The organism is Rhizobium anhuiense (assembly GCF_003985145.1).
In the GTDB taxonomy this organism is placed as follows: Bacteria; Pseudomonadota; Alphaproteobacteria; order Rhizobiales; family Rhizobiaceae; genus Rhizobium; species Rhizobium anhuiense.
This window is the reverse complement of sequence record NZ_ML133528.1, coordinates 26236-46150: the sequence shown is the minus strand read 5'-3', so window position 1 is coordinate 46150 and position 19915 is coordinate 26236. Positions and strand designations below refer to the sequence as shown.

General features: G+C 62.4%; 15 protein-coding genes. 12 read left to right on the top strand and 3 right to left on the bottom strand.

Annotation, left to right across the window (positions count from 1 at the left end):
- Nucleotides 1-108: 108 nt before the first annotated feature.
- The 4 genes from EEQ99_RS20130 to EEQ99_RS20115 all read left to right on the top strand — a co-directional run bounded on the left by EEQ99_RS20130 (nt 109) and on the right by EEQ99_RS20115 (nt 6093).
- A complete protein-coding gene (locus tag EEQ99_RS20130) occupies nt 109-1905 on the top strand; it encodes an acyl-CoA dehydrogenase C-terminal domain-containing protein (protein WP_028756808.1) in 1797 nt (598 codons plus the stop codon).
- A gap of 212 nt (nt 1906-2117) precedes the next feature.
- On the top strand, nt 2118-3326 hold the full coding sequence (locus tag EEQ99_RS20125; protein WP_028756809.1) for an acetyl-CoA C-acetyltransferase: 1209 nt from the start codon (nt 2118-2120) through the stop codon (nt 3324-3326).
- A gap of 68 nt (nt 3327-3394) precedes the next feature.
- Nucleotides 3395-5611 carry a 3-hydroxyacyl-CoA dehydrogenase NAD-binding domain-containing protein gene (locus tag EEQ99_RS20120; RefSeq protein ID WP_127430965.1) on the top strand — a complete coding sequence of 739 codons (2217 nt, stop codon included), beginning with the start codon at nt 3395-3397 and terminating at the stop codon, nt 5609-5611.
- A 272-nt stretch (nt 5612-5883) separates the two neighbouring features.
- Nucleotides 5884-6093 (top strand): cold-shock protein, encoded by a 210-nt coding sequence (locus tag EEQ99_RS20115; RefSeq protein WP_003545273.1) that lies wholly within the window; start codon nt 5884-5886, stop codon nt 6091-6093.
- Nucleotides 6094-6342: 249 nt separating this feature from the next.
- Here EEQ99_RS20115 and EEQ99_RS20110 read toward each other — a convergent pair whose 3' ends face one another.
- Complete coding sequence (locus EEQ99_RS20110; protein WP_127430964.1) at nt 6343-6843, bottom strand: MarR family winged helix-turn-helix transcriptional regulator; 501 nt, start codon at nt 6841-6843, stop codon at nt 6343-6345.
- 58 nt (nt 6844-6901) lie between these two features.
- On the opposite strand from EEQ99_RS20110, the gene EEQ99_RS20105 reads away from it, so the two are divergent.
- Nucleotides 6902-7306 (top strand): GFA family protein, encoded by a 405-nt coding sequence (locus EEQ99_RS20105; RefSeq protein WP_028756812.1) that lies wholly within the window; start codon nt 6902-6904, stop codon nt 7304-7306.
- A gap of 118 nt (nt 7307-7424) precedes the next feature.
- The gene (locus tag EEQ99_RS20100; protein WP_028756813.1) at nt 7425-7868 is read left to right on the top strand and encodes a nuclear transport factor 2 family protein; all 444 of its coding nucleotides are present in this window, start codon (nt 7425-7427) and stop codon (nt 7866-7868) included.
- 9 nt (nt 7869-7877) lie between these two features.
- Here EEQ99_RS20100 and EEQ99_RS20095 read toward each other — a convergent pair whose 3' ends face one another.
- Nucleotides 7878-9080 (bottom strand): MFS transporter, encoded by a 1203-nt coding sequence (locus EEQ99_RS20095; protein ID WP_097631399.1) that lies wholly within the window; start codon nt 9078-9080, stop codon nt 7878-7880.
- Between the two features lie 132 nt (nt 9081-9212).
- Here EEQ99_RS20095 and EEQ99_RS20090 point away from each other — a divergent pair, with 132 nt between their 5' ends.
- Nucleotides 9213-9770: a TetR/AcrR family transcriptional regulator gene (locus EEQ99_RS20090; RefSeq protein WP_127430963.1), complete on the top strand. Its 558-nt coding sequence runs from the start codon at nt 9213-9215 to the stop codon at nt 9768-9770.
- A gap of 8 nt (nt 9771-9778) precedes the next feature.
- On the opposite strand, the gene EEQ99_RS20085 is transcribed toward EEQ99_RS20090, so the two are convergent.
- The gene (locus EEQ99_RS20085; RefSeq protein WP_127430962.1) at nt 9779-13297 is read right to left on the bottom strand and encodes a PAS domain-containing hybrid sensor histidine kinase/response regulator; all 3519 of its coding nucleotides are present in this window, start codon (nt 13295-13297) and stop codon (nt 9779-9781) included.
- Between the two features lie 320 nt (nt 13298-13617).
- On the opposite strand from EEQ99_RS20085, the gene mscL reads away from it, so the two are divergent.
- The 5 genes from mscL to EEQ99_RS20060 all read left to right on the top strand — a co-directional run bounded on the left by mscL (nt 13618) and on the right by EEQ99_RS20060 (nt 19905).
- Entirely contained in the window at nt 13618-14055 is a 438-nt protein-coding gene (gene mscL / locus EEQ99_RS20080; protein ID WP_028756817.1) for a large conductance mechanosensitive channel protein MscL, read from the top strand.
- A gap of 120 nt (nt 14056-14175) precedes the next feature.
- Nucleotides 14176-15342 (top strand): pyridoxal phosphate-dependent aminotransferase, encoded by a 1167-nt coding sequence (locus EEQ99_RS20075; RefSeq protein WP_127430961.1) that lies wholly within the window; start codon nt 14176-14178, stop codon nt 15340-15342.
- Between the two features lie 221 nt (nt 15343-15563).
- Complete coding sequence (galE, locus tag EEQ99_RS20070) at nt 15564-16598, top strand: UDP-glucose 4-epimerase GalE (RefSeq protein WP_028756819.1); 1035 nt, start codon at nt 15564-15566, stop codon at nt 16596-16598.
- 207 nt (nt 16599-16805) lie between these two features.
- Nucleotides 16806-18767 carry a putative bifunctional diguanylate cyclase/phosphodiesterase gene (locus EEQ99_RS20065; RefSeq protein ID WP_127430960.1) on the top strand — a complete coding sequence of 654 codons (1962 nt, stop codon included), beginning with the start codon at nt 16806-16808 and terminating at the stop codon, nt 18765-18767.
- Nucleotides 18768-18852: 85 nt separating this feature from the next.
- The gene (locus tag EEQ99_RS20060) at nt 18853-19905 is read left to right on the top strand and encodes an enoyl-CoA hydratase/isomerase family protein (protein ID WP_127430959.1); all 1053 of its coding nucleotides are present in this window, start codon (nt 18853-18855) and stop codon (nt 19903-19905) included.
- The last annotated feature ends 10 nt before the right edge of the window (nt 19906-19915 follow it).

Here is a 19915-nt window from a genome sequence, read left to right as displayed (position 1 = left end):
AAGACGGCCAGGGTGCAAAATTTGACGTTTACGCAAACGTCAATATTTTGTAAGACAGTGCCCGAGGCCGGGGCGATCCGGTCAAGCCGAATGGGAGGAATTCGAGAGATGCCAGTCTACAAGGCCCCGGTGAACGATACGCTCTTCGTCCTGAACGACGTGCTGGGCCTCGAACGCTACAACAATCTGCCGGGTTTTGCCGACGCGACCCCCGATATGATCGAGGCGATCCTCGGCGAGGCCGGAAGGGTTGCCGAGGAAGCGCTCTTCCCGCTGAATTATTCCGGCGATCAGGAAGGCTGCACGCGCCACGACGATGCCAGCGTCTCGACGCCGAAGGGTTTCAAGGAGGCCTATAAAGCCTATCGCGAGGGCGGCTGGATCGGCCTTGCGGTGCCGGAGGAATTCGGCGGGCAGGGACTTCCCTATACGCTGCATACCGCCGTCGGCGAATATACCTCCGCCGCCAACATGTCGCTGATGATGTATCCCGGCCTGACGCAGGGCGCGATCGCCGCGATCCTCGTCCACGGCAGCGACGAGCAGAAGGCCACCTATCTGCCGAAGATGGTGGACGGCTCCTGGTCCGGCACCATGAACCTCACCGAGCCGCATTGCGGCACCGATCTCGGCATGCTGCGCACCAAGGCGGTGCCGCAGGCTGACGGCAGCTACAAAATATCCGGCCAGAAAATCTTCATCTCTGCCGGCGAGCACGACCTGACCGACAATATCGTCCATCTGGTGCTGGCCCGCATCGAGGGTGCGCCGGAGGGTACCAAGGGCATCTCGCTCTTCATCGTTCCGAAATTCCTCGTCGGCAAGGACGGCGCGCCGGGCGCCCGCAACGCCGTCTCCTGCGGCGCGATCGAGCATAAGATGGGCATTCACGCCAACGCCACCTGCGTGATGAATTACGACGAGGCGACCGGCTTCCTGATCGGCGCCGAAAACCGCGGCCTCAACGCCATGTTCGTGATGATGAACGAGGCCCGCCTGATGGTCGGCCTGCAGGGCATCGCCATTTCCGAGATCGCCTATCAGAATGCCGCCAGCTACGCCCGCGACCGCATCCAGGGCCGCTCGCTGTCCGGCCCCAAGGCGCCGGATAAGAAGGCCGACCCGATCATCGTCCATCCGGATATTCGCCGGACGCTGATGACCATCCGCGCCTTCAACGAGGCCGGCCGCGCCTTCCTGCTCTGGACGGCGCTGAAGTCCGATATCGCCCACCGCGCCACCGATGAGAAGGAGCGCCAGACGGCCGACGATATTCTCGGCCTCGTCACCCCGATCCTCAAGGGCGTGATGACCGACAAGGGCTTCGATCATGCCGTCATGGCCCAGCAGGTCTTCGGCGGCCACGGCTATATCGAAGAACACGGCATGAGCCAGTATGTGCGCGATGCCCGTATCGCCATGATCTATGAAGGCGCCAACGGCATCCAGGCGCTCGATCTCGTCGGCCGCAAGCTCGCCTTGAACGGCGGCCGCGCCGCCATGGCCCTCTTCAAGGAAATCGGCGATTTCTGCGAGGAAAACCGCAGCAACGAAAAGCTCTCCTTCTTCACCAAGCATCTGAAGAAGGGCTTGAACGACGTCCAGGGCGCGACCATGTGGTTCATGCAGAACGCCATGGCCAAGCCCGACAATGCCGGCGCCGGCTCGACCGACTACATGCACCTCTTCGGCCTGGTCGTTCTCGGCTATATGTGGGCGAAGATGGCGAAAGCCGCCGAGGATGGCCTTGCATCGGGCGATGCCGCCCGCGAGGATTTCCTGAAGAACAAGCTGGTCACCGCCCGTTTCTTCATGGAACGCCTGATGCCGGAAACCGCCCTTCGCAAGGCCCGCATCGAAGCCGGCGCCGACACGATGATGGAACTGGCCGCCGAAGCGTTTTAAGACGAATTCCCTCTTCTCCCCAGCGGGGAGAAGATGCCCGGTAGGGCAGATGAAGGGGTGAGCGACAAAGGAGCGAGCAGCCGCGCGCAAGCAAGCTCGAGTTTGTCGCTCTGGCCCTCACATCCGACCTCTTCGAGGCTACCTTCTTCCACCGGGGAGAAGAGAAAAGACACGAATTCACCGGCGCCGCCGCGCCGTCAGGGAGATGAGATATGACCGAGGTTTTCATTTACGACCACGTGCGTACGCCGCGCGGCCGCGGCAAGAAGGACGGCGCCCTGCATGAGGTGCCATCCGTCCGCCTCGCGGCAAAGACGCTGGAAGCAATCCGCGACCGCAACGGGCTTGATACATCGACGGTCGACGACATCATCATGGGCTGCGTCGATCCGGTCATGGATGCCGGCGCCGTCATCCCCAAGGCCGCCGCCTTCGAAGCCGGTTACTCCACCAAGGCGCCCGGCATGCAGATCTCCCGCTTCTGCGCTTCCGGCCTCGATGCCGTCAATTTCGGTGCCGGCAAGATCGCCCAAGGGGCCGACGACATCGTCATCGCCGGCGGCGTCGAAAGCATGTCGCGCGTCGGCCTCGGCATGTCCGGCGGCGCCTGGTTCATGGACCCTTCGGTGAATTTCCCGGCCTATTTCATGCCGCAGGGCGTCTCGGCCGATCTCATCGCCACCAAATACGGTTTCAACAGGACCGATGTCGACGCCTATGCGGTCGAGAGCCAGAAGCGCGCCGCCCATGCCTGGGAAAAGGGCTGGTTCGACAAGTCGGTTGTTCCGGTCAAGGACCAGAACGGCCTGACGATCCTTGATAAGGACGAGCATATGCGCCCCGGCACCGACATGCAGGCGCTCGCCTCCCTCAATCCGTCCTTCCAGATGCCCGGCGAGATGGGCGGCTTCGAGGCGGTCGGCATCCAGGCCCATCCGGAGATCGAGCGCATCAATTATGTCCATCATGCCGGCAATTCCTCCGGCATCGTCGATGGCGCCGGCGTCGTGCTGCTCGGCTCCAAGGCCGGCGGCCAGAGCATGGGGATCAAGCCGCGCGCCCGCATCAAGGCTTTCGCCAATATCGGCTCCGATCCGGCCCTGATGCTGACCGGACCCGTCGACGTCACCGAGAAGCTGCTAAAGCGGACAGGCATGAGCCTTGCCGACATCGACCTATTCGAACTGAACGAGGCCTTTGCCGCCGTGGTGCTGCGCTACATGCAGGCCTTCGAGATCGATCACGACAAGATCAACGTCAATGGCGGCGCCATCGCCATGGGCCATCCGCTCGGCGCCACCGGCGCAATGATCCTCGGCACCGTGCTGGACGAACTCGAGCGCCGCGACCTCAACACCGCGCTGGTGACGCTCTGCATCGGCGCCGGCATGGGCACGGCAACGGTCATCGAACGCGTTTGATGGGATAGCCCTCTCCACAAGGGGAGAGGGCTCCACGGCAAAAGAATTCAGGGAGAGGAATTCCCAAGATGAGCACCTACACCAATTTCACGCTCGAAACCGACGCCGACGGCATCGCTCTCGTCACCTGGGACATGCCCGGCAAATCGATGAACGTCTTCACCGCCGAGGTGATGGCCGAACTCGACGCCATCATCGACGCCACGACCGCCGATGCCGCCGTCAAGGGTGTCGTCTTTACCTCGGGCAAGTCCTCCTTCTCCGGCGGTGCTGACCTCTCGATGATCAAGTCGATGTTCAGTTCCTATCAGGAGGAGAAGGCAAAGAGCCCGCAAACGGCGGTGCAGACCCTCTTCGGCCTGGTCGGCCGCATGAGCGGCCTGTTCCGCAAGCTCGAAACATCCGGCAAGCCCTGGGTGTCCGCCATCAACGGCACCTGCATGGGCGGCGCCTTTGAACTGTCGCTCGCCTGCCACGGCCGCGTTGCCTCCAATGCCAAGAGCGTCAAGATCGCGCTGCCCGAGGTGAAGGTCGGCATCTTCCCCGGCGCCGGCGGCACCCAGCGTGTGCCGCGGTTGGCGAACGCCCAGGATGCGCTGCAGATGATGACGACGGGCCAGTCGCTGACCGGCTCCCGCGCCAAGGCGATGAACCTCGTGCATCAGGTGGTCGAGCCGGATCAGCTTATCCCCGCCGCCAAGCAGATGATCAAGGATGGCCTGAAGCCGGTCGCCCCCTGGGACGAGAAGGGCTTCAAGGCGCCGGGCGGCGGCATCTGGACGCCAGCCTCCGCCCAGCTCTGGCCGGCGGCGCCGGCGATCCTGCGCCGGGAAACATCGGGCAATTATCCGGCAGCGCTTGCCATCCTGAAATGCGTCTATGAAGGCCTGCAGGTGCCGTTCGACACCGGCCTGAAGATCGAGCAGCGTTATTTCACCGAGGTGCTGCAGACCCGCGAAGCCTTCTCGATGATCCGTTCGCTGTTTATCTCCATGCAGGAGCTCGGCAAGGGCGCCCGCCGCCCGGCAGGCATCCCGAAGACCGAGCTGAAACATGTCGGCGTCGTCGGCGCCGGCTTCATGGGCGCCTCGATCGCTTATGTCACTGCCGCCGCCGGCATTCCGGTGACGCTGATCGACCGTGACATCGAAGCGGCAACCAAGGGCAAAACCGTCTCCGAAGGCCTGGTCAAGGATTCTGTCGGTAAGGGACGTCTTACCCAGGACGAGGCAGCCGCACTGCTCTCCCGCATCACGCCGTCGGCCGATTATGCCGACCTTGCCAACACAGATCTCGTCATCGAGGCGGTGTTCGAGGACCGCGAGGTGAAAAAAGCCGTCATCGAGGCTGTTGAAGCCGTGCTGCCGGAGGGCGCGATTTTCGCCTCCAATACCTCGACCTTGCCGATCTCGGGTCTTGCGAAGAATTCGAAGCGGCCTACCGATTTCATCGGCATCCATTTCTTCTCGCCCGTCGAGAAGATGATGCTGACCGAGGTCATCCTCGGAAGCGAAACCGGCGACAAGGCGCTGGCCGTTGCTTTGGATTATGTCGCCGCCATCAAGAAGACGCCGATCGTCGTCAACGACACCCGCGGCTTCTTCGTCAATCGCTGCGTGCTGCGCTACATGTCGGAAAGCTACGACATGCTGATCGAGGGCGTGCCGCCTGTGATGATCGAAAATGCCGCCAAGATGGCCGGCATGCCGGTCGGTCCTTTGGCGCTGAACGACGAGGTCGCCATCGACCTCTCGCTGAAGATCCTCAAGGCGACGGTCGCCGATCTCGGTGAAAGGGCCATCGACCCGAGGCATATGGAGCTGATCTCCCGCATGGTGGAGAAGGAGGGCCGCTTCGGCCGCAAGAATTCCAAGGGCTTCTACGACTATCCGCCGAAGCCGGCGAAGAAGTCGCTCTGGCCTGATCTCAAGACGCTCTACCCGCAGAAGCCGGCGGATGAAGTTGATGTCAACGTCCTGAAGCAGCGCTTCCTCGTCACCATCGCGCTGGAAGCCGCCCGCACCGTCGAGGAAGGCATCGTCACCGATCCGCGCGAGGCGGATGTCGGTTCGATCCTCGGCTTCGGCTTCGCGCCCTATACCGGCGGGGCGCTGAGCTATATCGACGGCATGGGTGCCAAGACCTTCGTGGAGCTGGCCGAAAAGTTAGCTGGTGCTTACGGAAATCACTTCCAACCGACGCCGCTGTTGAAGGACATGGCCGCCAAGGGCGAGACCTTCTACGGGCGGTTCGATCCCTATGCGAAGGTGGGGCAGGCGGCTTAGGCCGCCTTTGCCCTCGTGCCGCGGCGCCCGCTCTGGCCTGCCGCGGCACAACGTTAGAGAACGCTTGACCCGCTGAACTCGACTTTTCCTTGTTGCGGCCTTGCCACGGACACAATTCCCGATTAAACGTTCACGCATCGATCTTGCTAGATGAACTTTGAAACGGCGCTAGCGTCGTTCCTGGCGAACTTCCTCCAAAATCGGTTTTCATCGCCGCTTGGGCATCTGTCCGGGCTGCATTCTTCTATGAACGATTCGAAAAGGATATCGTCATGAGCACTGGTACCGTAAAGTGGTTCAACGCAACCAAGGGCTTCGGCTTCATTCAGCCGGATGACGGCGCAGCCGACGTTTTCGTCCACATCTCCGCCGTTGAACGTGCTGGCATGCGCGATCTCAAGGATGGCCAGAAGCTGTCTTACGAGCTCGTCCGCGACAACAAGTCCGGCAAGATGTCGGCAGACCGCCTCCAGGCGGCCTGAGCCTTTAAGGCTTTGAATATCATCTCCGGATCGTGACCACGGATGTACTGGCACGGTTCGTTGAGATAGCAGGGAAGGTCGGGTTAGCCCGGCCTTTTTTTGTTTCTGGCTGGCAGATGCTGTGCTCTTTCCTAAGAAATGCGTCCGCGACACTCCCTCTGCGGCCACGGCACGACCTCAAAGAATCTTTCGCACCACCAATTGAATTCGCCGCCAGCGACAACAAGCCTCGCAAGGCAGCTAAACCACTCAACCTCCACCCGTCTCACCACCCTCCAGCATCTCCATCACCCGCGCCATCACCGCCCGCGCCGCATCGAGTTCGGCTGTCGTAAACGCGGCACCCAGCCCGTCCGCCCATCCGGCCTGCGCGATCTCGATGACGCCGAGCCGTGCGGCCCCTTCCGCCGTCAGTCGCACCAGTTTGGCGCGCTGGTGCTGCGGATTGTCGGCATAGGCGATCAGCCCTTCGCCCTCCAGCACATCGGCAAGCCGTTGCACGCCCTGGCGGGCGAGGCCGAGGGCGCGGGCGATCTGCGCCACCGACATGTCGCCGCGCCGCGCTGCGGCCAGCACCTGCCAACGTGCGCTGGTTTGTCCCGCCGGCTTTGCCAGCTGGTCGCCGGCCGCCGTCAGATGGCCGGCGAGGCGAAGGGCGGTGATCGCGAAAGCGGAAAAGGCGTCCCCTTCCATCGTTCGCTCCGGTCGATTTCGTTTGACAACATGTTGTCCATTTTGTATCTCATCCATAGTGACAACATATTGTCATATTGGAATGGCAAAGGCAACGCCAAGGGAGGAGAGCGCCATGAAGAAAACCTACAGAGGAAGCTGCCATTGCGGCAAAGTGCACTACGAGGTGGACATCGACCTTGAGGAAGGCACCGGCCGCTGCAATTGCTCGATCTGCACCAAGCGCCGCTATTGGGGCGCCAACGTCAAGCCGGAGGATTTCCGGCTGATGTGCGATCCGGTGGAAACGACCGATTACCAGTTCAACACCATGAGCGGTCATCACCGCTTCTGCCGCACCTGCGGTGTGTCAGCCTTTGGCGACGGTTATGTCGAAGCGATCGGCGGCGCCTATGTCTCGATCAACATCGCCTGCCTCGACGATGTCACCCCTGAGGAACTGGCAGCACTGCCGGTCCGTTATTACGACGGCAGGCACGATGCCTGGTGGAACGAACCTGAAGTGACGCGTTATCTCTGAAGCAATTCCAGCAAGACTGCGCAGCAGTTTTGCCGGAGTTACGCAAACCGAGAACCATCCCTGTCGGATCGTCGTCCTCCCCTTCGTCCTCTGTCCATAACGGAGAAGGAGAACTGATGTGAAAGACGAAGCGAGTGCCAGGATCGAGGAAGAGGCGATCATCGCCATGCTGATGATGCGCGCCAAGGCGCTGGGCGAAAAGAATGCCAAGGACGCGCTTTCTTACGAGGTGGAGGATTCCGTCGAGTTTTCGCTGGCGCCGCCGCTTGCCTATTACGGCCAGGACGAGGCGGGTCTGCAGGCCTGGTTCGATACCTGGGAAGGCCCGATCGGCGGCGAGGTGCGCGATGCCAAGCTGACGGCCGGCGAAGATGTCGCTTTCTGGAGCGGCCTCATGCGCATGACGGGAACCAAGACCGATGGCGCTGAAGTCGATCTCTGGTTTCGCCAGACGCTGGGCCTCGTCAAGCGGGATGGCCGCTGGCTGGTCGCCCACCAGCACGCCTCGGTGCCCTTCGCCATGGATGGCAGCGGCCGGGCGCTGCTCGATCTCAAGCCCTGAACTGCGTCCTCAGGCGGCGCTCTCCGCCACCCTGCGCCGGTCGGCGCGAATGCTCAACAGTCCGGCGCCCATCAGCAGCAGGATTGCCGTCGCATAAATGTCGGTTGTCAGTGCGTAACCGGCTGATTTCGCCAGGAACCCGGCAAGGATCGCCGGCAGGCTGAAGGCGAGGTAGCTCTGCACGTAGAAGGCCGACAGCAGCCCGGCCCGCTCGTCCGGTTTGGCAAGCGGCATGATCGTGCCGATCGACCCGAGGAAATTGGTGCCGAAACCGGCGCCGGTAAAAATCGTGCCGACGAGCAGCAGCGGCACATTGGCGAGATGCACGCCGGCGACGACGGTCAGGATGCCGAGCGTCTTGGCCGACACGCCGAAACCGAGATTGGCCGAGGCTGTCTTGCTGCGCCTGAGATAGACGGCGATCGCCCCGCTCACCATCAATGCGGTGACGACGGCCCCGCCCGTCAGCGGCGCCCGGCTGCCGGTGGTGGTGGCGACCAACGACGGCACCAGGGAGAGATAGAAGCCGGCAAGCGTCCAGTTGGCGATGTTGATCGGCGTCACCAGCGAGAGCGGCCGTTTCACCTGCGGCGGAACGGTGACCCGCGGGATCAGCGAGCCGAGCGCGCCGGGCCGTGTGGCCCCGCTCTCGCGCGTCAGCCAGATGGCAGCCGCCTGCAGCGTGAAGGCGACAAGCAGCAGCGCATAGACCAGATGCATCGGGAAGGGGCCGTATTGGATCAGGGCGCTCGTGCCGACCGCGCCCACCGCCATGCCGGAAAGCGGCGCAATCGAGTTGACGATCTGGCCCTTGGCCCGGTCGACATCGACGAGCGCCGCTCCGAGCGAAGCGCCGGCGATCCCGGTCGCCAGCCCCTGGACGATCCGCGCCGCAATCAGCCAGCCGGGGCCGCTGGCGACGACGAAGAGGCCCATGGCGATGATTTCGAGCACCAGGGCGAAAAAGATCACCGGCTTGCGGCCGAGATGATCCGAGATCGAACCGGCAGTCAGCAATGCCGCCAGCAGCGCGAAGGCGTAGACCGCGAAGATCACCGTGATCAGCACCGGCGAGACGGAGAAGTTTTCCTGGTAGATCCGGTAGAGCGGCGTCGGCGCCGCGGAGGCGCCGAAGAAGGTGGCGAGCGTCAGCGCATGAAAACCGATCGAGGGGCGCGGCGAATTCTCTGTGGATTTGGCGGCGGCGACCATATATAAGCCCCTTAAAGCTAAACCATTGCTTTAGCCTATGTAGAGCCGGCATTTTGTAAAAGCAAATTATTTGCATTAATAGGTCTGTCAAAGATTTTGAACCATCGGCGTAAAAGGGGGAAAGTTGCGCGCATGACAGTGAAAGAGAATCTCCGTCCGGGCGGCCGAAGCGCCAGGGTTCAGGCATCGGTGCACAAGGCGGTGCGTGAGTTGATGGCTGAGATGAGCCGTGCCGATGTGACGATCCCGCTGATTGCCGGCAAGGCGGGGGTGACGCCGTCGACCATCTATCGCCGCTGGGGCGACCTGCAGGAACTTCTCGCCGATGTCGCCGTCGATCGGCTGCGGCCGGATATGCAGCCGGTCGATGCCGGCAGCGGCAGAGCCGATCTTCAGGCCTGGGCCGAGCAATATGCCGAGGAAATGTCCTCCGGGCCGGGCCGCGAGATGATCCGCGACGTGCTGGCGGCGCAGGCCGGCGCAAATGCCTGTAAATGCGCTGAATTTACCCGCCAGCAGATCGGTCTCATCGCCGAGAGGGCGAAGACTCGCGGCGACGCCTTTCCGGATGTCGACCGGGTCATGGACCAGGTGGTGGCGCCGATCATGTACCGCATCCTGTTCGGCGATGTGCCGGATGCAGCACGCGTGCGCGATCTCGTCGCCCGCGTCATGGGCGCGGCGCTGTAAGCGGTCTCTTACTCAGCGGCGGCGCGCTTGAGGCCGGATATCTGGGTGATATAGGCGCGCAGCGCCGCCGGCCGCACGGGTTTGTGCTGAACGGCGATGCCGTATCGCTCGGCCTCGCTGCGCACCTCCGGTGTCCGGTCGGCGGTGATCATCAGGGCAGGGATATCGGCGCCGAACTGCCGGCGCAGATGCAGGATGGCGGCTATGCCGGTGCCGTCGCCGAGATGATAATCGGCGATGACGATGTCAGGCGGTCCTCCCTGGCCGTCGCTTGATATCACGTCGGCGAGGCAATCCAGCGCCTCCACCTCGCAGCCCCAGCCGCTGATCAACAGCCGCATGCCTTCGAGGATCTTCGGCTCGTTGTCGATGCAGAGGATCTTCAGTCCGCTCAGCGGCTGCCCCGGACGGTCGGCGGGCGTGACGGCCGCGGCCGCCGCGGCCGGGCGCGAGACGTCGAGCGGCATGGCGATGCGGAATTCCGTGCCCTTGCCATGGGTCGACTGCAGTTCGACCGGATGGTTGAGCACCCGGGCGATGCGGTCGACGATCGATAGGCCGAGCCCCAGGCCTGAGGCGGTTTTGGCGCCTTCGTCCAGCCGCGCGAATTCCTTGAACACCGTGCGGAATTTCGATGGTGGAATGCCGATGCCGGAATCGATCACCTGGATGATCACCTGGTTGCCGCGCCGCCGCGCGCCGACCAGCACCTTGCCGGTGATCGTGTATTTGATGGCGTTGGAGACGAGGTTCTGCACCAGCCGGCGCAAGAGGTTGGGGTCGGAGCGGACGCGCAGCGACGTCGGCATGACCACCAGTTTCAGCTGTTTTTCCCGCGCGATCGGCGCAAAATCGGTCTCGATCCGCTTGAGCAGGTCGGAGAGCGCGACGGCGGCGAGCCGCGGCCGCATGGCGCCGGTGTCGAGCCTTGAAATATCGAGCACCGCGCCGAGAATGGTCTCGACCGATTCCAGCGCCGAATCGATGTTGCGCACGATCGGGCTGTTGTCGGATTGCGCCATGCGCTCGACCAGCGCCGAGGAATAAAGCCGGGCGGCATTCAGTGGCTGCAGGATGTCGTGGCCGGCGGCCGCAAAGAAGCGTGTCTTGCCGATATTCGCCTCGTCGGCGGCGGCGCGTGCCTCGCCGAGTTCGCGGTTGACGCGGGTCAGCTCGGCCGTGCGTTCGGCGACGCGCTGCTCCAGCGTCTCGTTCGCCTGTTTCAGCGCCTGGTCGGCAGTGACGCGCTGAGTGATGTCGGTGAAGGTGGCGACGATGCCCTTGTCCGGCATGGCGTTGGAGCGCACCTCGATGATCCGCTCGCCGCCGTCAAGCACCAGCGAAAAGGGTTTGTCGAGCGTCAGGAAATGCCGCACCGTCTGGCTGAGATCGCCGGGCGCGATATCGCCGCGCTGGCTGAGCGTGGTGACGATCTCGGACAGGGGAAAGCCGACCTGGCCGGCACTTTCCGGCAGATCCAGCAATTGCCGGAAGCGCCGGTTCCAGATCGTCAGCCGGTTGGAACTGTCGAAGACCGCAATGCCCTGGTCCATCTGCGACAGCGCCGTCTGCAGCATGTCCTGGTTATATTGCAGTGCCTCGCTCGCCTGGTCGAGCAACCAGGCGGTATCGGAAGAAGCATCTTCGATCTTCTGCAGGATCAAGGACAGCACCAGCCGGGCCGAGGACGAGCCGATGGCACTGCCGAGCAGCTGTTCGCTGAAATGGATGAGCGCCATATCGGCCGGCTGCTCGTCCTCCAGCTTGCGGCCGGAGCTTTGTTCATAGGTGGTGAACGAGCGCTGCATGCGCTCTTCGCCGAGATAACGCGAAATCGCCGCTTTGAGGTCGCCGACGCTGATACGGGTCTTCCAGCCGCGCGTGGCAAATTGCGAGCGCGAATGCCGCTTGACGAAGATGCCGGCCTGAATGCGCTCCAGCGGCCTGGCATTGCGGGTGAGCGAACCGACGATGAAGAAGGCGGTATTGACGAGCAGGCTCATGACAGTCGCATTGACCAGCGGATCGGCATCGGCTGCGGTGAACAAGGTGGTCCCGGGAAAGATGAAGCCGAGCACGGCGCTTGCCACATAGGAATAATCGGGCCCGCCGAGCGAGGGCAGGAACAACAGGTACACCCAGATGATGAAGCCGGAGGAAAGCCCCAGGATCGCACCGCGCGCATTCGCCCGCCGCCAGATCAGCCCGCCGAACAGCGCTGGGGCGATTTGCGCGATCGCGGCAAAGGAAAGCAGGCCGATCGAGGCAAGGCCGGCGGTGCTGTCGGTCGAACGGTAATAGGCATAGCCGAATAACAGCACGGCGAAGATGGCGCTGCGGCGGATATTGAGCAGCGTCTTGGCGAAATTGTCGCGCAGGCTGGCGCGGCCGGCGAGTTTGCGCCGGAGGAAGATCGGCATGATGATGTCGTTCGACACCATGATCGACAGCGCCACGGAATCGACGATGACCATCGCCGTTGCGGCCGAAAAGCCGCCGATGAAGATGATCAGCGAAATGACGGGCATCTGACCGGCAAGCGGCAGCGACAGCATGTAGAAATCGGCATTGCCGGCGCCGCCGAAGGTCAAGAGCCCACCGATCGCCACCGGCAGCACGAAGAGATTGATGGCGATAAGATAGGTAGGAAACAGGAATCCGGCGAGTTTCAGCTGTTTCGGCGTCCGGTTTTCGACAACGGTCACGTGGAATTGCCGCGGCAGCAGGATGATCGCGAAGGCCGACAACAGGATTAGGGTGATCCAGCGGCTGATCGGCGTATGGTAGCTGAGCGCCGACATGACCAGTTCGTTGTCGACGGTCTTCTGCCAGAGATCGGTCGGGCCGTCGAAGAGAAACCAGATGACGCAGACGCCGGCCGTCAGGAAGGCGAAGAGCTTGACGACGGATTCCATCGAGACGGCGAGGATCAGGCCGTCCTGGTGTTCGGTCGCATCCGTATGCCGCGTGCCGAACATGATGGCGAAGCAGGCAAGCACCAGCGTCGCGAGGAGCGGCAGGTCGAGGAAGTAGAGATTGCCGCTGCCGATGCCGTAATCGGACGGATTGACCATGGCGCTGACGGTGCTCGAAATCGCCTTGAGCTGCAGCGCGATATAGGGAATGGCGCCGATCAGCGAGATCAGCGCGACGATCGTGGCGACCGTCGGGTTCTTGCCGTAGCGCGCGGCGACGAAGTCGGCCACGGAGGTGAGCTTTTCCGCCTTGGCGAGCTCGATGATGCGGCGAAGCAGCGGCATGCCGAGCGTGAAGACCAGGATCGGGCCGATATAGATGCCGGCAAATTCCAGCCCGCGCTGCGCCGCAAGCCCGACGCTGCCGAAATAGGTCCAGGAGGTGCAGTAGATCGCAAGGCTCAGCGCATAGACCACCGGCCATCCGCCTTCCAGCGTGCCCGGGCCGAGCATGCCCGGGCTGCGGTTCTTGCGATCGCCATAGCTTGCCACGGCAAAAAGCAGGAGCAGATAGCCGAAGGCAGACGCGAATATGACCCAGCCTGGAAGCATTGACCCTCCGCCGGCGGAAAACCCGCCGGGACCTCCCGCAACATTGGTCAGCTTAAGTTATTTCAGACGCTTTGAAAATTCCCGGCCGTCTAGGCCTTAAGTCATAGGCCGCGAAGGGTATCGGCGAATAATTGCGATTGCCGATTGATGAATTGCAATGAAGGTGCAGCTACTGCATAATTCCTCAAATCGAAATTGATTAAGAATAAATTGTGCGTCAATTCAAAGCGTTGCAGCCTCCTTCACGAGGCTGAAGAGAGGCGTGACGCTGTAATAGACAGTTGCATATCTTTGAAATGCATCGAAGGGAGACGGATCCGATGCTCAATGAGTTCAAGGCCTTTATCGCCCGCGGCAATGTCATGGATCTTGCCGTCGGCGTCATCATCGGCGGCGCCTTCGGCGGCATCGTCAAATCGCTGGTCGACGACCTGATCATGCCGATCGTCGGCGCCATTTTCGGCGGCTTCGATTTTTCGAATTATTTCCTGCCGCTGTCGTCGGCCGTCAACGCGCCGTCGCTTGCGGCCGCCCGTGCGCAGGGAGCGGTGTTTGCCTATGGCAGTTTCCTCACCGTCCTCATCAATTTCCTGATCCTCGCCTGGATCATCTTCCTGATGGTCAAGGGCGTGAACATCCTGCGTGCCCAGGTCGAGCGCCAGGAAAAGGCCGCACCGGAAGAATTGCCTCCGCCGCCCGCAGACGTGCAGTTGCTGACCGAAATCCGCGATCTGTTGGCCAAGCGCCCGACGGCTTGATCGCCTGGAGCCCGTCCGTTCCGGCCGGGCTCATTCATCACCAAAATCGATATGCCATCACTGGATATCATGGGATTTGCCGACGCAAATCCTCTATGAAGGCGAAAACCGGAGATATGCATGTCGATCTTGAGCAGCCTTAGCCCGCGCGCCGTAGCGGCGCCCGAAAGCGGGATCGTCGAAGTCGTCAATTATGCCCGTGGCCGTGAGGGCCTGCTGCCGCTCTGGGTGGGGGAAGGTGACCTGCCGACGCCGGATTTCATCAGCAAGGCGGCGATGGATGCGCTGGCGGCCGGCGAGACCTTCTACACCTGGCAGCGCGGCATTCCGGAGCTTCGCCAGGCGCTTTCGGATTATTACAGCAGACATTTCGGAATCCGGCTTCCGGTCGAGCATTTCTATGTCGCCGGCTCCGGCATGCAGGCGATCCAGATCAGCGTGCAGGCTCTGACCTCGCCGGGCGACGAAATGATTTACCTCACCCCCGCCTGGCCGAATATTGCCGCCGCCCTCGAGATCGCAGGCGCACGTTCGGTCGGCGTTCAACTGCAGTTCGAAGGCGGCAAATGGGCGGTCGATCTTGACCGCATCGAAGCCGCGATCACGCCGAAGACCAGGGGTCTGTTCATCAACACGCCGTCGAACCCGACAGGCTGGACGGCAACCAGGAAAGACCTTGGTGATCTCCTGGCGCTGGCCCGCAAGCACGACCTCTGGATCATGGCGGATGAGATCTATGCGCTCTATTATTTTCCAGGCGGCCGTGCGCCCTCTTTCCTCGACGTGATGGCGCCTGATGACAAGATCATCTTCGTCAATTCCTTCTCGAAGAACTGGTCGATGACCGGCTGGCGCGTCGGCTGGATCGTCGCACCCCCCGAGATGGGGCAGGTGCTCGAAAACCTGATCCAGTATTCGACATCGGGCGTGGCGCAGTTCATGCAGAAGGGCGCCGTCGCAGCCCTGAATGAGGGCGACGATTTCGTGCTCGCCAATATCGCCAAGGCGGCCCGTTCCCGCGACATTCTCTGCGATGCGCTCGTTGCCACCAACCGCGTCGAGACGCTGAAGCCGGATGGTGCGCTTTACGCCTTCCTGAAGATCGACGGCGTCACTGACAGCCGCAGGGCTGCGCTCGATATCGTCGACAAGACAGGCGTCGGCCTTGCCCCCGGCACCGCTTTCGGCCCCGGCGGCGAACTCTTTCTGCGCGCCTGTTTCCTGCGTGACCCAGCCCAGGTGGCGGTCGCCGCCGAGCGTCTCTGCGACTATATCCTCAAGCTCTGACCAACATTGGCCACGAGACCCCATCTGGTGACCGGCCAAGTCGATTTTGTGCCGGAATCGCCGGATCGATAAAACTCTAGCAATGCCCGAAATCGACCTCTAACCACGACTCCAAACATACCGGTTCAAAGGCCCTCGAACGGCCATTCGATAAGAAAATTGGAAAGAAAAACCGGCGCCTGATGCCCCTGCTTATAAAAACGAAAGCAGGGATGCGGGACATGGCGGTTTTGGTGACGGGCGGGGCCGGATATATCGGCAGTCACATGGTTTGGGCGCTGCTCGATGCGGACGAGGATGTGGTCGTGCTCGACCGCCTCTCGACGGGCTTTCGCTGGGCCGTGGCGCCGGCGGCGCGTTTCTATCTCGGCGACATTGCCGATCCCGACATATTGAAGAAGATCTTCATCGAAAACGACATCGAGGCGATCATCCATTTCGCCGGCTCCGCCGTCGTCCCGGTCTCCGTCGCCGATCCGCTTTCCTATTACGACAACAATTCCGGCAAGACCCGGGCGCTGCTGAGCGCTTCGGTCAAGGCCGGTATCCGCAATTTCGTCTTCTCCTCGACGGCGGCCGTCTACGGTCAGCAAAAGTCGGACCTGCCGGTGAAGGAGACTGCCTCCCTCAATCCGGAAAATCCTTACGGCCAGTCGAAGCTGATGACCGAATTCATGCTGCGCGATGCCGCCGCCGCCTATGATTTCAACTATGTCGCGCTTCGCTATTTCAACGTCGCCGGCGCCGATCCGCACCACCGTGCCGGCCAGTCGACCTCAGGCGCCACGCATCTCATCAAGGTCGCCTGCGAGGCAGCGCTCGGCAAGCGCGACAGCGTCCATGTCTACGGCATCGACTATCCCACGCATGACGGCACCGGCGTGCGCGACTACATCCATGTCAGCGATCTCACGGATGCTCATCTGAAAGCGCTGCAGCATCTGCGCAAGGACAGGGGCTCGCTCGTCGCCAATTGCGGTTATGGCAGCGGCTATTCCGTGCTCGACGTGCTGAACATGGTCACCCGCCTGCACGGGCATTCCTTCAAGATCCACATGGCGCCGCGGCGCGCCGGCGATTCCGCCAGCGTCGTCGCAGACGCGTCGCTCGCAAGGCAGGTGCTCGATTGGAAGCCCAGATACGATTCGCTGGAAACCATCGTCCAGAGCTCGCTCGATTGGGAACTGTTCCTGTCGAACAAGGGTGTCGACGATCTGCAGAGTATCCACCGGGCACTCGCGGCCGCGTCGTTCTGAGCGGCGCACGACAGCGCCGCGCGTCTTTTCAGACGCGCAGGACGCTGTAGCACTTTGAACTGCTGCATCACTCCTTCAATCGATCTCGATTAAAGGAGTGATGCAATAGCCTGTTTATATCCCCCCGCCTGCGGGGGCGCATGCCGTTACGTGAATAAGGAAAAATCAGGCTTTCTCTGGCTGGCTCGGGCCAACGGAAAAGAGAAGATGAAGAAATTTCTGGCCGCATTGCAACTGCAAAAGGACAATCCGACGCTTCTGACGGCCCAGTTTCGGGCCCTGTCGTCACAGATCCCCATTCTCTACGTCCTCCTGATCATCAACGCCCTTGCGGTGGCGATCACCCACCTCAAATCCGCACCCCTCTGGCTTTCGCTCTACATTCCGGTCGGCTTGAGTGTCCTCTGCGTCTTCCGTCTCTGCTGGTGGGAGATCCGGGGCAAGGAAAACGTCACCGCCGAACGGGCCTATAAGCTGATGAAGGTGACAATGGTCGGGGCCGGCGTCCTGACTTTCGCCTTCGGCGGTTGGGCGATCGCGCTTTATCAATATGGCGACGCCTCCCAGCAGGGCCAGATCGCCTATTTCCTCGTCGTCACCGGCATCTCCTGCATCTTTTGCCTGATGCACCTGCCGATGGCGGCGGCACTGACCACGGTGATCACCTTCTCGGCCATGATTGCGACCTTCATGTTCTCGGGCAATCCCGTTTTCGTCGCCACCGCCGTCAGCGGCCTGTTCCTGATCCTGCCCTTCCTCAGGGTGATCAACAGCTATTTCCAGAATTTCGTCGGCCTCGTGCAATTGACCGAGGAGCTGAAGCAGAAGCAGGCGGAGGCCGAGGAACTGAACCTCGTCAACAGCCGCAACGCGCTGCATGACCAGCTGACCGGCCTTGCCAACCGCCGCAGCTTCTTTCTCTCGCTGGAGAAACGGCTGCAGAAGGACCCGTCCGCGCCGCCCGTCCTCGGCATTCTCGATCTCGACGGCTTCAAGCCCGTCAATGACGTCTTCGGCCATGCTGCGGGCGATCTCGTGCTCAAGGAGACGGCCCGCCGCTTCGTCGCGCTGGTCGGCGAAGAGGGCATCGTCTCCCGTCTCGGCGGCGATGAGTTCGGCATCATCTTCCCCTGTTCGATGACGCGCCAGGCGATCGCCGATCTCGGCCAGGCGCTTTGCGCCGCCGTCCGCGAACCTTACGAAATCCCCGACGGCTCGGTCCGCGTCTTCGGTTCCTGCGGCATCGTCTATCCCGATATCGGCGAGTACACGGCCGAGGATCTCTACGAGAAAGCGGACTTCGCTCTTTACCAGGTCAAGAGCAAGCGCAGCAGCGGCGTCGAATTCTTCTCGCCCGACCACGAGAAGATCCTGACGCAGCGCCACCTGATCGAACTCGAACTGCAGGCGAACGACTTCGCCAAGGAATTGAAACTGGACTATCAGCCGATCGTCGAATTGAGGAGCGGCCGCGTCGTCGGCTACGAGGCGCTCGCCCGCTGGGACAGCGCCCGCTTCGGCCGCATCAGTCCGGAAGCCTTCATTCCCGCTGCCGAGCGCACAGCGGTCATCGGCCGTATGACCCGCATCCTCTTCGCCAAGGCGCTCGAAGCGCTGGCGATCATTCCCAGGCATCTCAGGCTGTCCTTCAATCTCTCGGCGCGCGATATCTGCGACCACGAGACCTCGATGGCGCTGCTTGCCATGATCACTCGCTCCGGCATCGATCCGAAGCGCATCGAATTCGAGATCACCGAGACCGCACTGCTCTCCGATTTCGACACCGCCGATCAGGTGATATCAATGCTGCGCGCCGCCGGCATCTCGATCGCGCTCGACGATTTCGGCACCGGCTATTCGAGCCTCAGCCATATCCACCGTCTCGGCTTCGACAAGCTGAAGATCGACAAGGCCTTCGTGATGAATTTCGATCGCGACGCTCGTTGCATGAACATCACCCGCTCGGTCGCCAATCTCTGCCAGAATCTCGGCATTGCCTCCGTCGCCGAAGGCGTCGAAAGCGAAGAGATCGCCGAAGGATTGAAGGCGATGGGCGTTCGCCTGGCGCAGGGCTATCATTTCTCGCGGCCGCTGCCGCTGGAGCTTGCCATCGACTACGCCGCAAGGTGCGATGCCGCGGCCTCCGCCCGCAATTCACTGTCTGCCTGAACAATCAAATCCGCGACCGGTCGCAAAGCGACTGGAGCGAAGCTGGATCGTCGTCTATTCATGGTCGTAACCGAGGAGGTGAACCATGCAGGACGGCGAAGTCATCATTGAACGGCGGGGCACCGCAGGCGTGATCCGGCTCAACCGGCCGCGGGCACTGAACAGCCTGACGCTGCCGATGATCCGCGCGATCACCGAGGCGTTGCAGGCTTTTGCCGGGGATTCCGAGGTGGCAAGCGTCGTGGCCATGGGCGAGGGCGAACGCGGCTTCTGCGCCGGCGGCGATATCCGCGCCCTGCATGAGAGCGCCCGCGCCGGCGATGGCCTGGCGGCAAGCTTCTGGCGCGAGGAATTCCGCCTCAACCATCTGATCGCCTCCTACCCCAAACCCTATGTCGCGCTGATGGACGGCATCACCATGGGCGGCGGCGTCGGCCTGTCGTCGCACGGCCGCCACCGCATCGTTACCGAGCGCACGCGGCTTGCCATGCCCGAAACCGGCATCGGCTATGTCCCCGATGTCGGCGCCACCTGGCTGCTGCCGCGTAGCCCCGGCGAAGCCGGAACATGGCTCGCCCTGACCGGCCTCGATATCGGTGCCGCCGATGCCATCCATGCCCGCCTCGCCGACCTGCAGATCGCCTCGTCGCGGCTCGGCGCGGTGATCGATGCTCTGTCGACCCTGCCGCGCGGCAGTTCGTCCGGCGATGTCGATGCCGTCTTGCAGGCGCTTTCCGAGTCTCCAGGAGAAAGCCGGCTCAGGCAGAATGCGGCGATGATCGATCGCGCCTTCCGTTTCAACAGCGTCGAGGAGATCCTGGCCGCCCTTGCCGGGGAGGAGGGCGACTTCGCCGCCGAGACGCGGCGGGTGCTGCTGACGCGGTCACCGACCAGCCTGAAGCTCGCTTTGCGGCTGCTCAGGGCCGGCCGTCGCAGCGCCTCGCTCGCCGAATGCCTCGGCCGCGAACTCGGCGCCTGCCTGCAGATGCTGGATAATCCGGACTTCTTCGAGGGCATCCGCGCCGCCGTCATCGACAAGGACCGCAATCCGAAATGGTCGCCCGCGTCAGTCGAGGCCGTGCAGGTCGCAACAATCGAGCATTTCCTGAAACCGGCCGAGCCGCCGCTTTCGCTCTGAACTGTCCTGG

What these genes read in the sequence shown, in the direction of transcription:
- EEQ99_RS20130 (WP_028756808.1), top strand. Translation starts at nt 109, where the DNA reads ATGCCAGTCTACAAGGCCCCGGTGAACGATACGCTCTTCGTCCTGAAC.
- EEQ99_RS20125 (WP_028756809.1), top strand. Translation starts at nt 2,118, where the DNA reads ATGACCGAGGTTTTCATTTACGACCACGTGCGTACGCCGCGCGGCCGC.
- EEQ99_RS20120 (WP_127430965.1), top strand. Translation starts at nt 3,395, where the DNA reads ATGAGCACCTACACCAATTTCACGCTCGAAACCGACGCCGACGGCATC.
- EEQ99_RS20115 (WP_003545273.1), top strand. Translation starts at nt 5,884, where the DNA reads ATGAGCACTGGTACCGTAAAGTGGTTCAACGCAACCAAGGGCTTCGGC.
- EEQ99_RS20110 (WP_127430964.1), bottom strand. Translation starts at nt 6,843, where the DNA reads ATGGATGAGATACAAAATGGACAACATGTTGTCAAACGAAATCGACCG.
- EEQ99_RS20105 (WP_028756812.1), top strand. Translation starts at nt 6,902, where the DNA reads ATGAAGAAAACCTACAGAGGAAGCTGCCATTGCGGCAAAGTGCACTAC.
- EEQ99_RS20095 (WP_097631399.1), bottom strand. Translation starts at nt 9,080, where the DNA reads ATGGTCGCCGCCGCCAAATCCACAGAGAATTCGCCGCGCCCCTCGATC.
- EEQ99_RS20090 (WP_127430963.1), top strand. Translation starts at nt 9,213, where the DNA reads ATGACAGTGAAAGAGAATCTCCGTCCGGGCGGCCGAAGCGCCAGGGTT.
- EEQ99_RS20085 (WP_127430962.1), bottom strand. Translation starts at nt 13,297, where the DNA reads ATGCTTCCAGGCTGGGTCATATTCGCGTCTGCCTTCGGCTATCTGCTC.
- mscL (WP_028756817.1), top strand. Translation starts at nt 13,618, where the DNA reads ATGCTCAATGAGTTCAAGGCCTTTATCGCCCGCGGCAATGTCATGGAT.
- EEQ99_RS20075 (WP_127430961.1), top strand. Translation starts at nt 14,176, where the DNA reads ATGTCGATCTTGAGCAGCCTTAGCCCGCGCGCCGTAGCGGCGCCCGAA.
- galE (WP_028756819.1), top strand. Translation starts at nt 15,564, where the DNA reads ATGGCGGTTTTGGTGACGGGCGGGGCCGGATATATCGGCAGTCACATG.
- EEQ99_RS20065 (WP_127430960.1), top strand. Translation starts at nt 16,806, where the DNA reads ATGAAGAAATTTCTGGCCGCATTGCAACTGCAAAAGGACAATCCGACG.
- EEQ99_RS20060 (WP_127430959.1), top strand. Translation starts at nt 18,853, where the DNA reads ATGCAGGACGGCGAAGTCATCATTGAACGGCGGGGCACCGCAGGCGTG.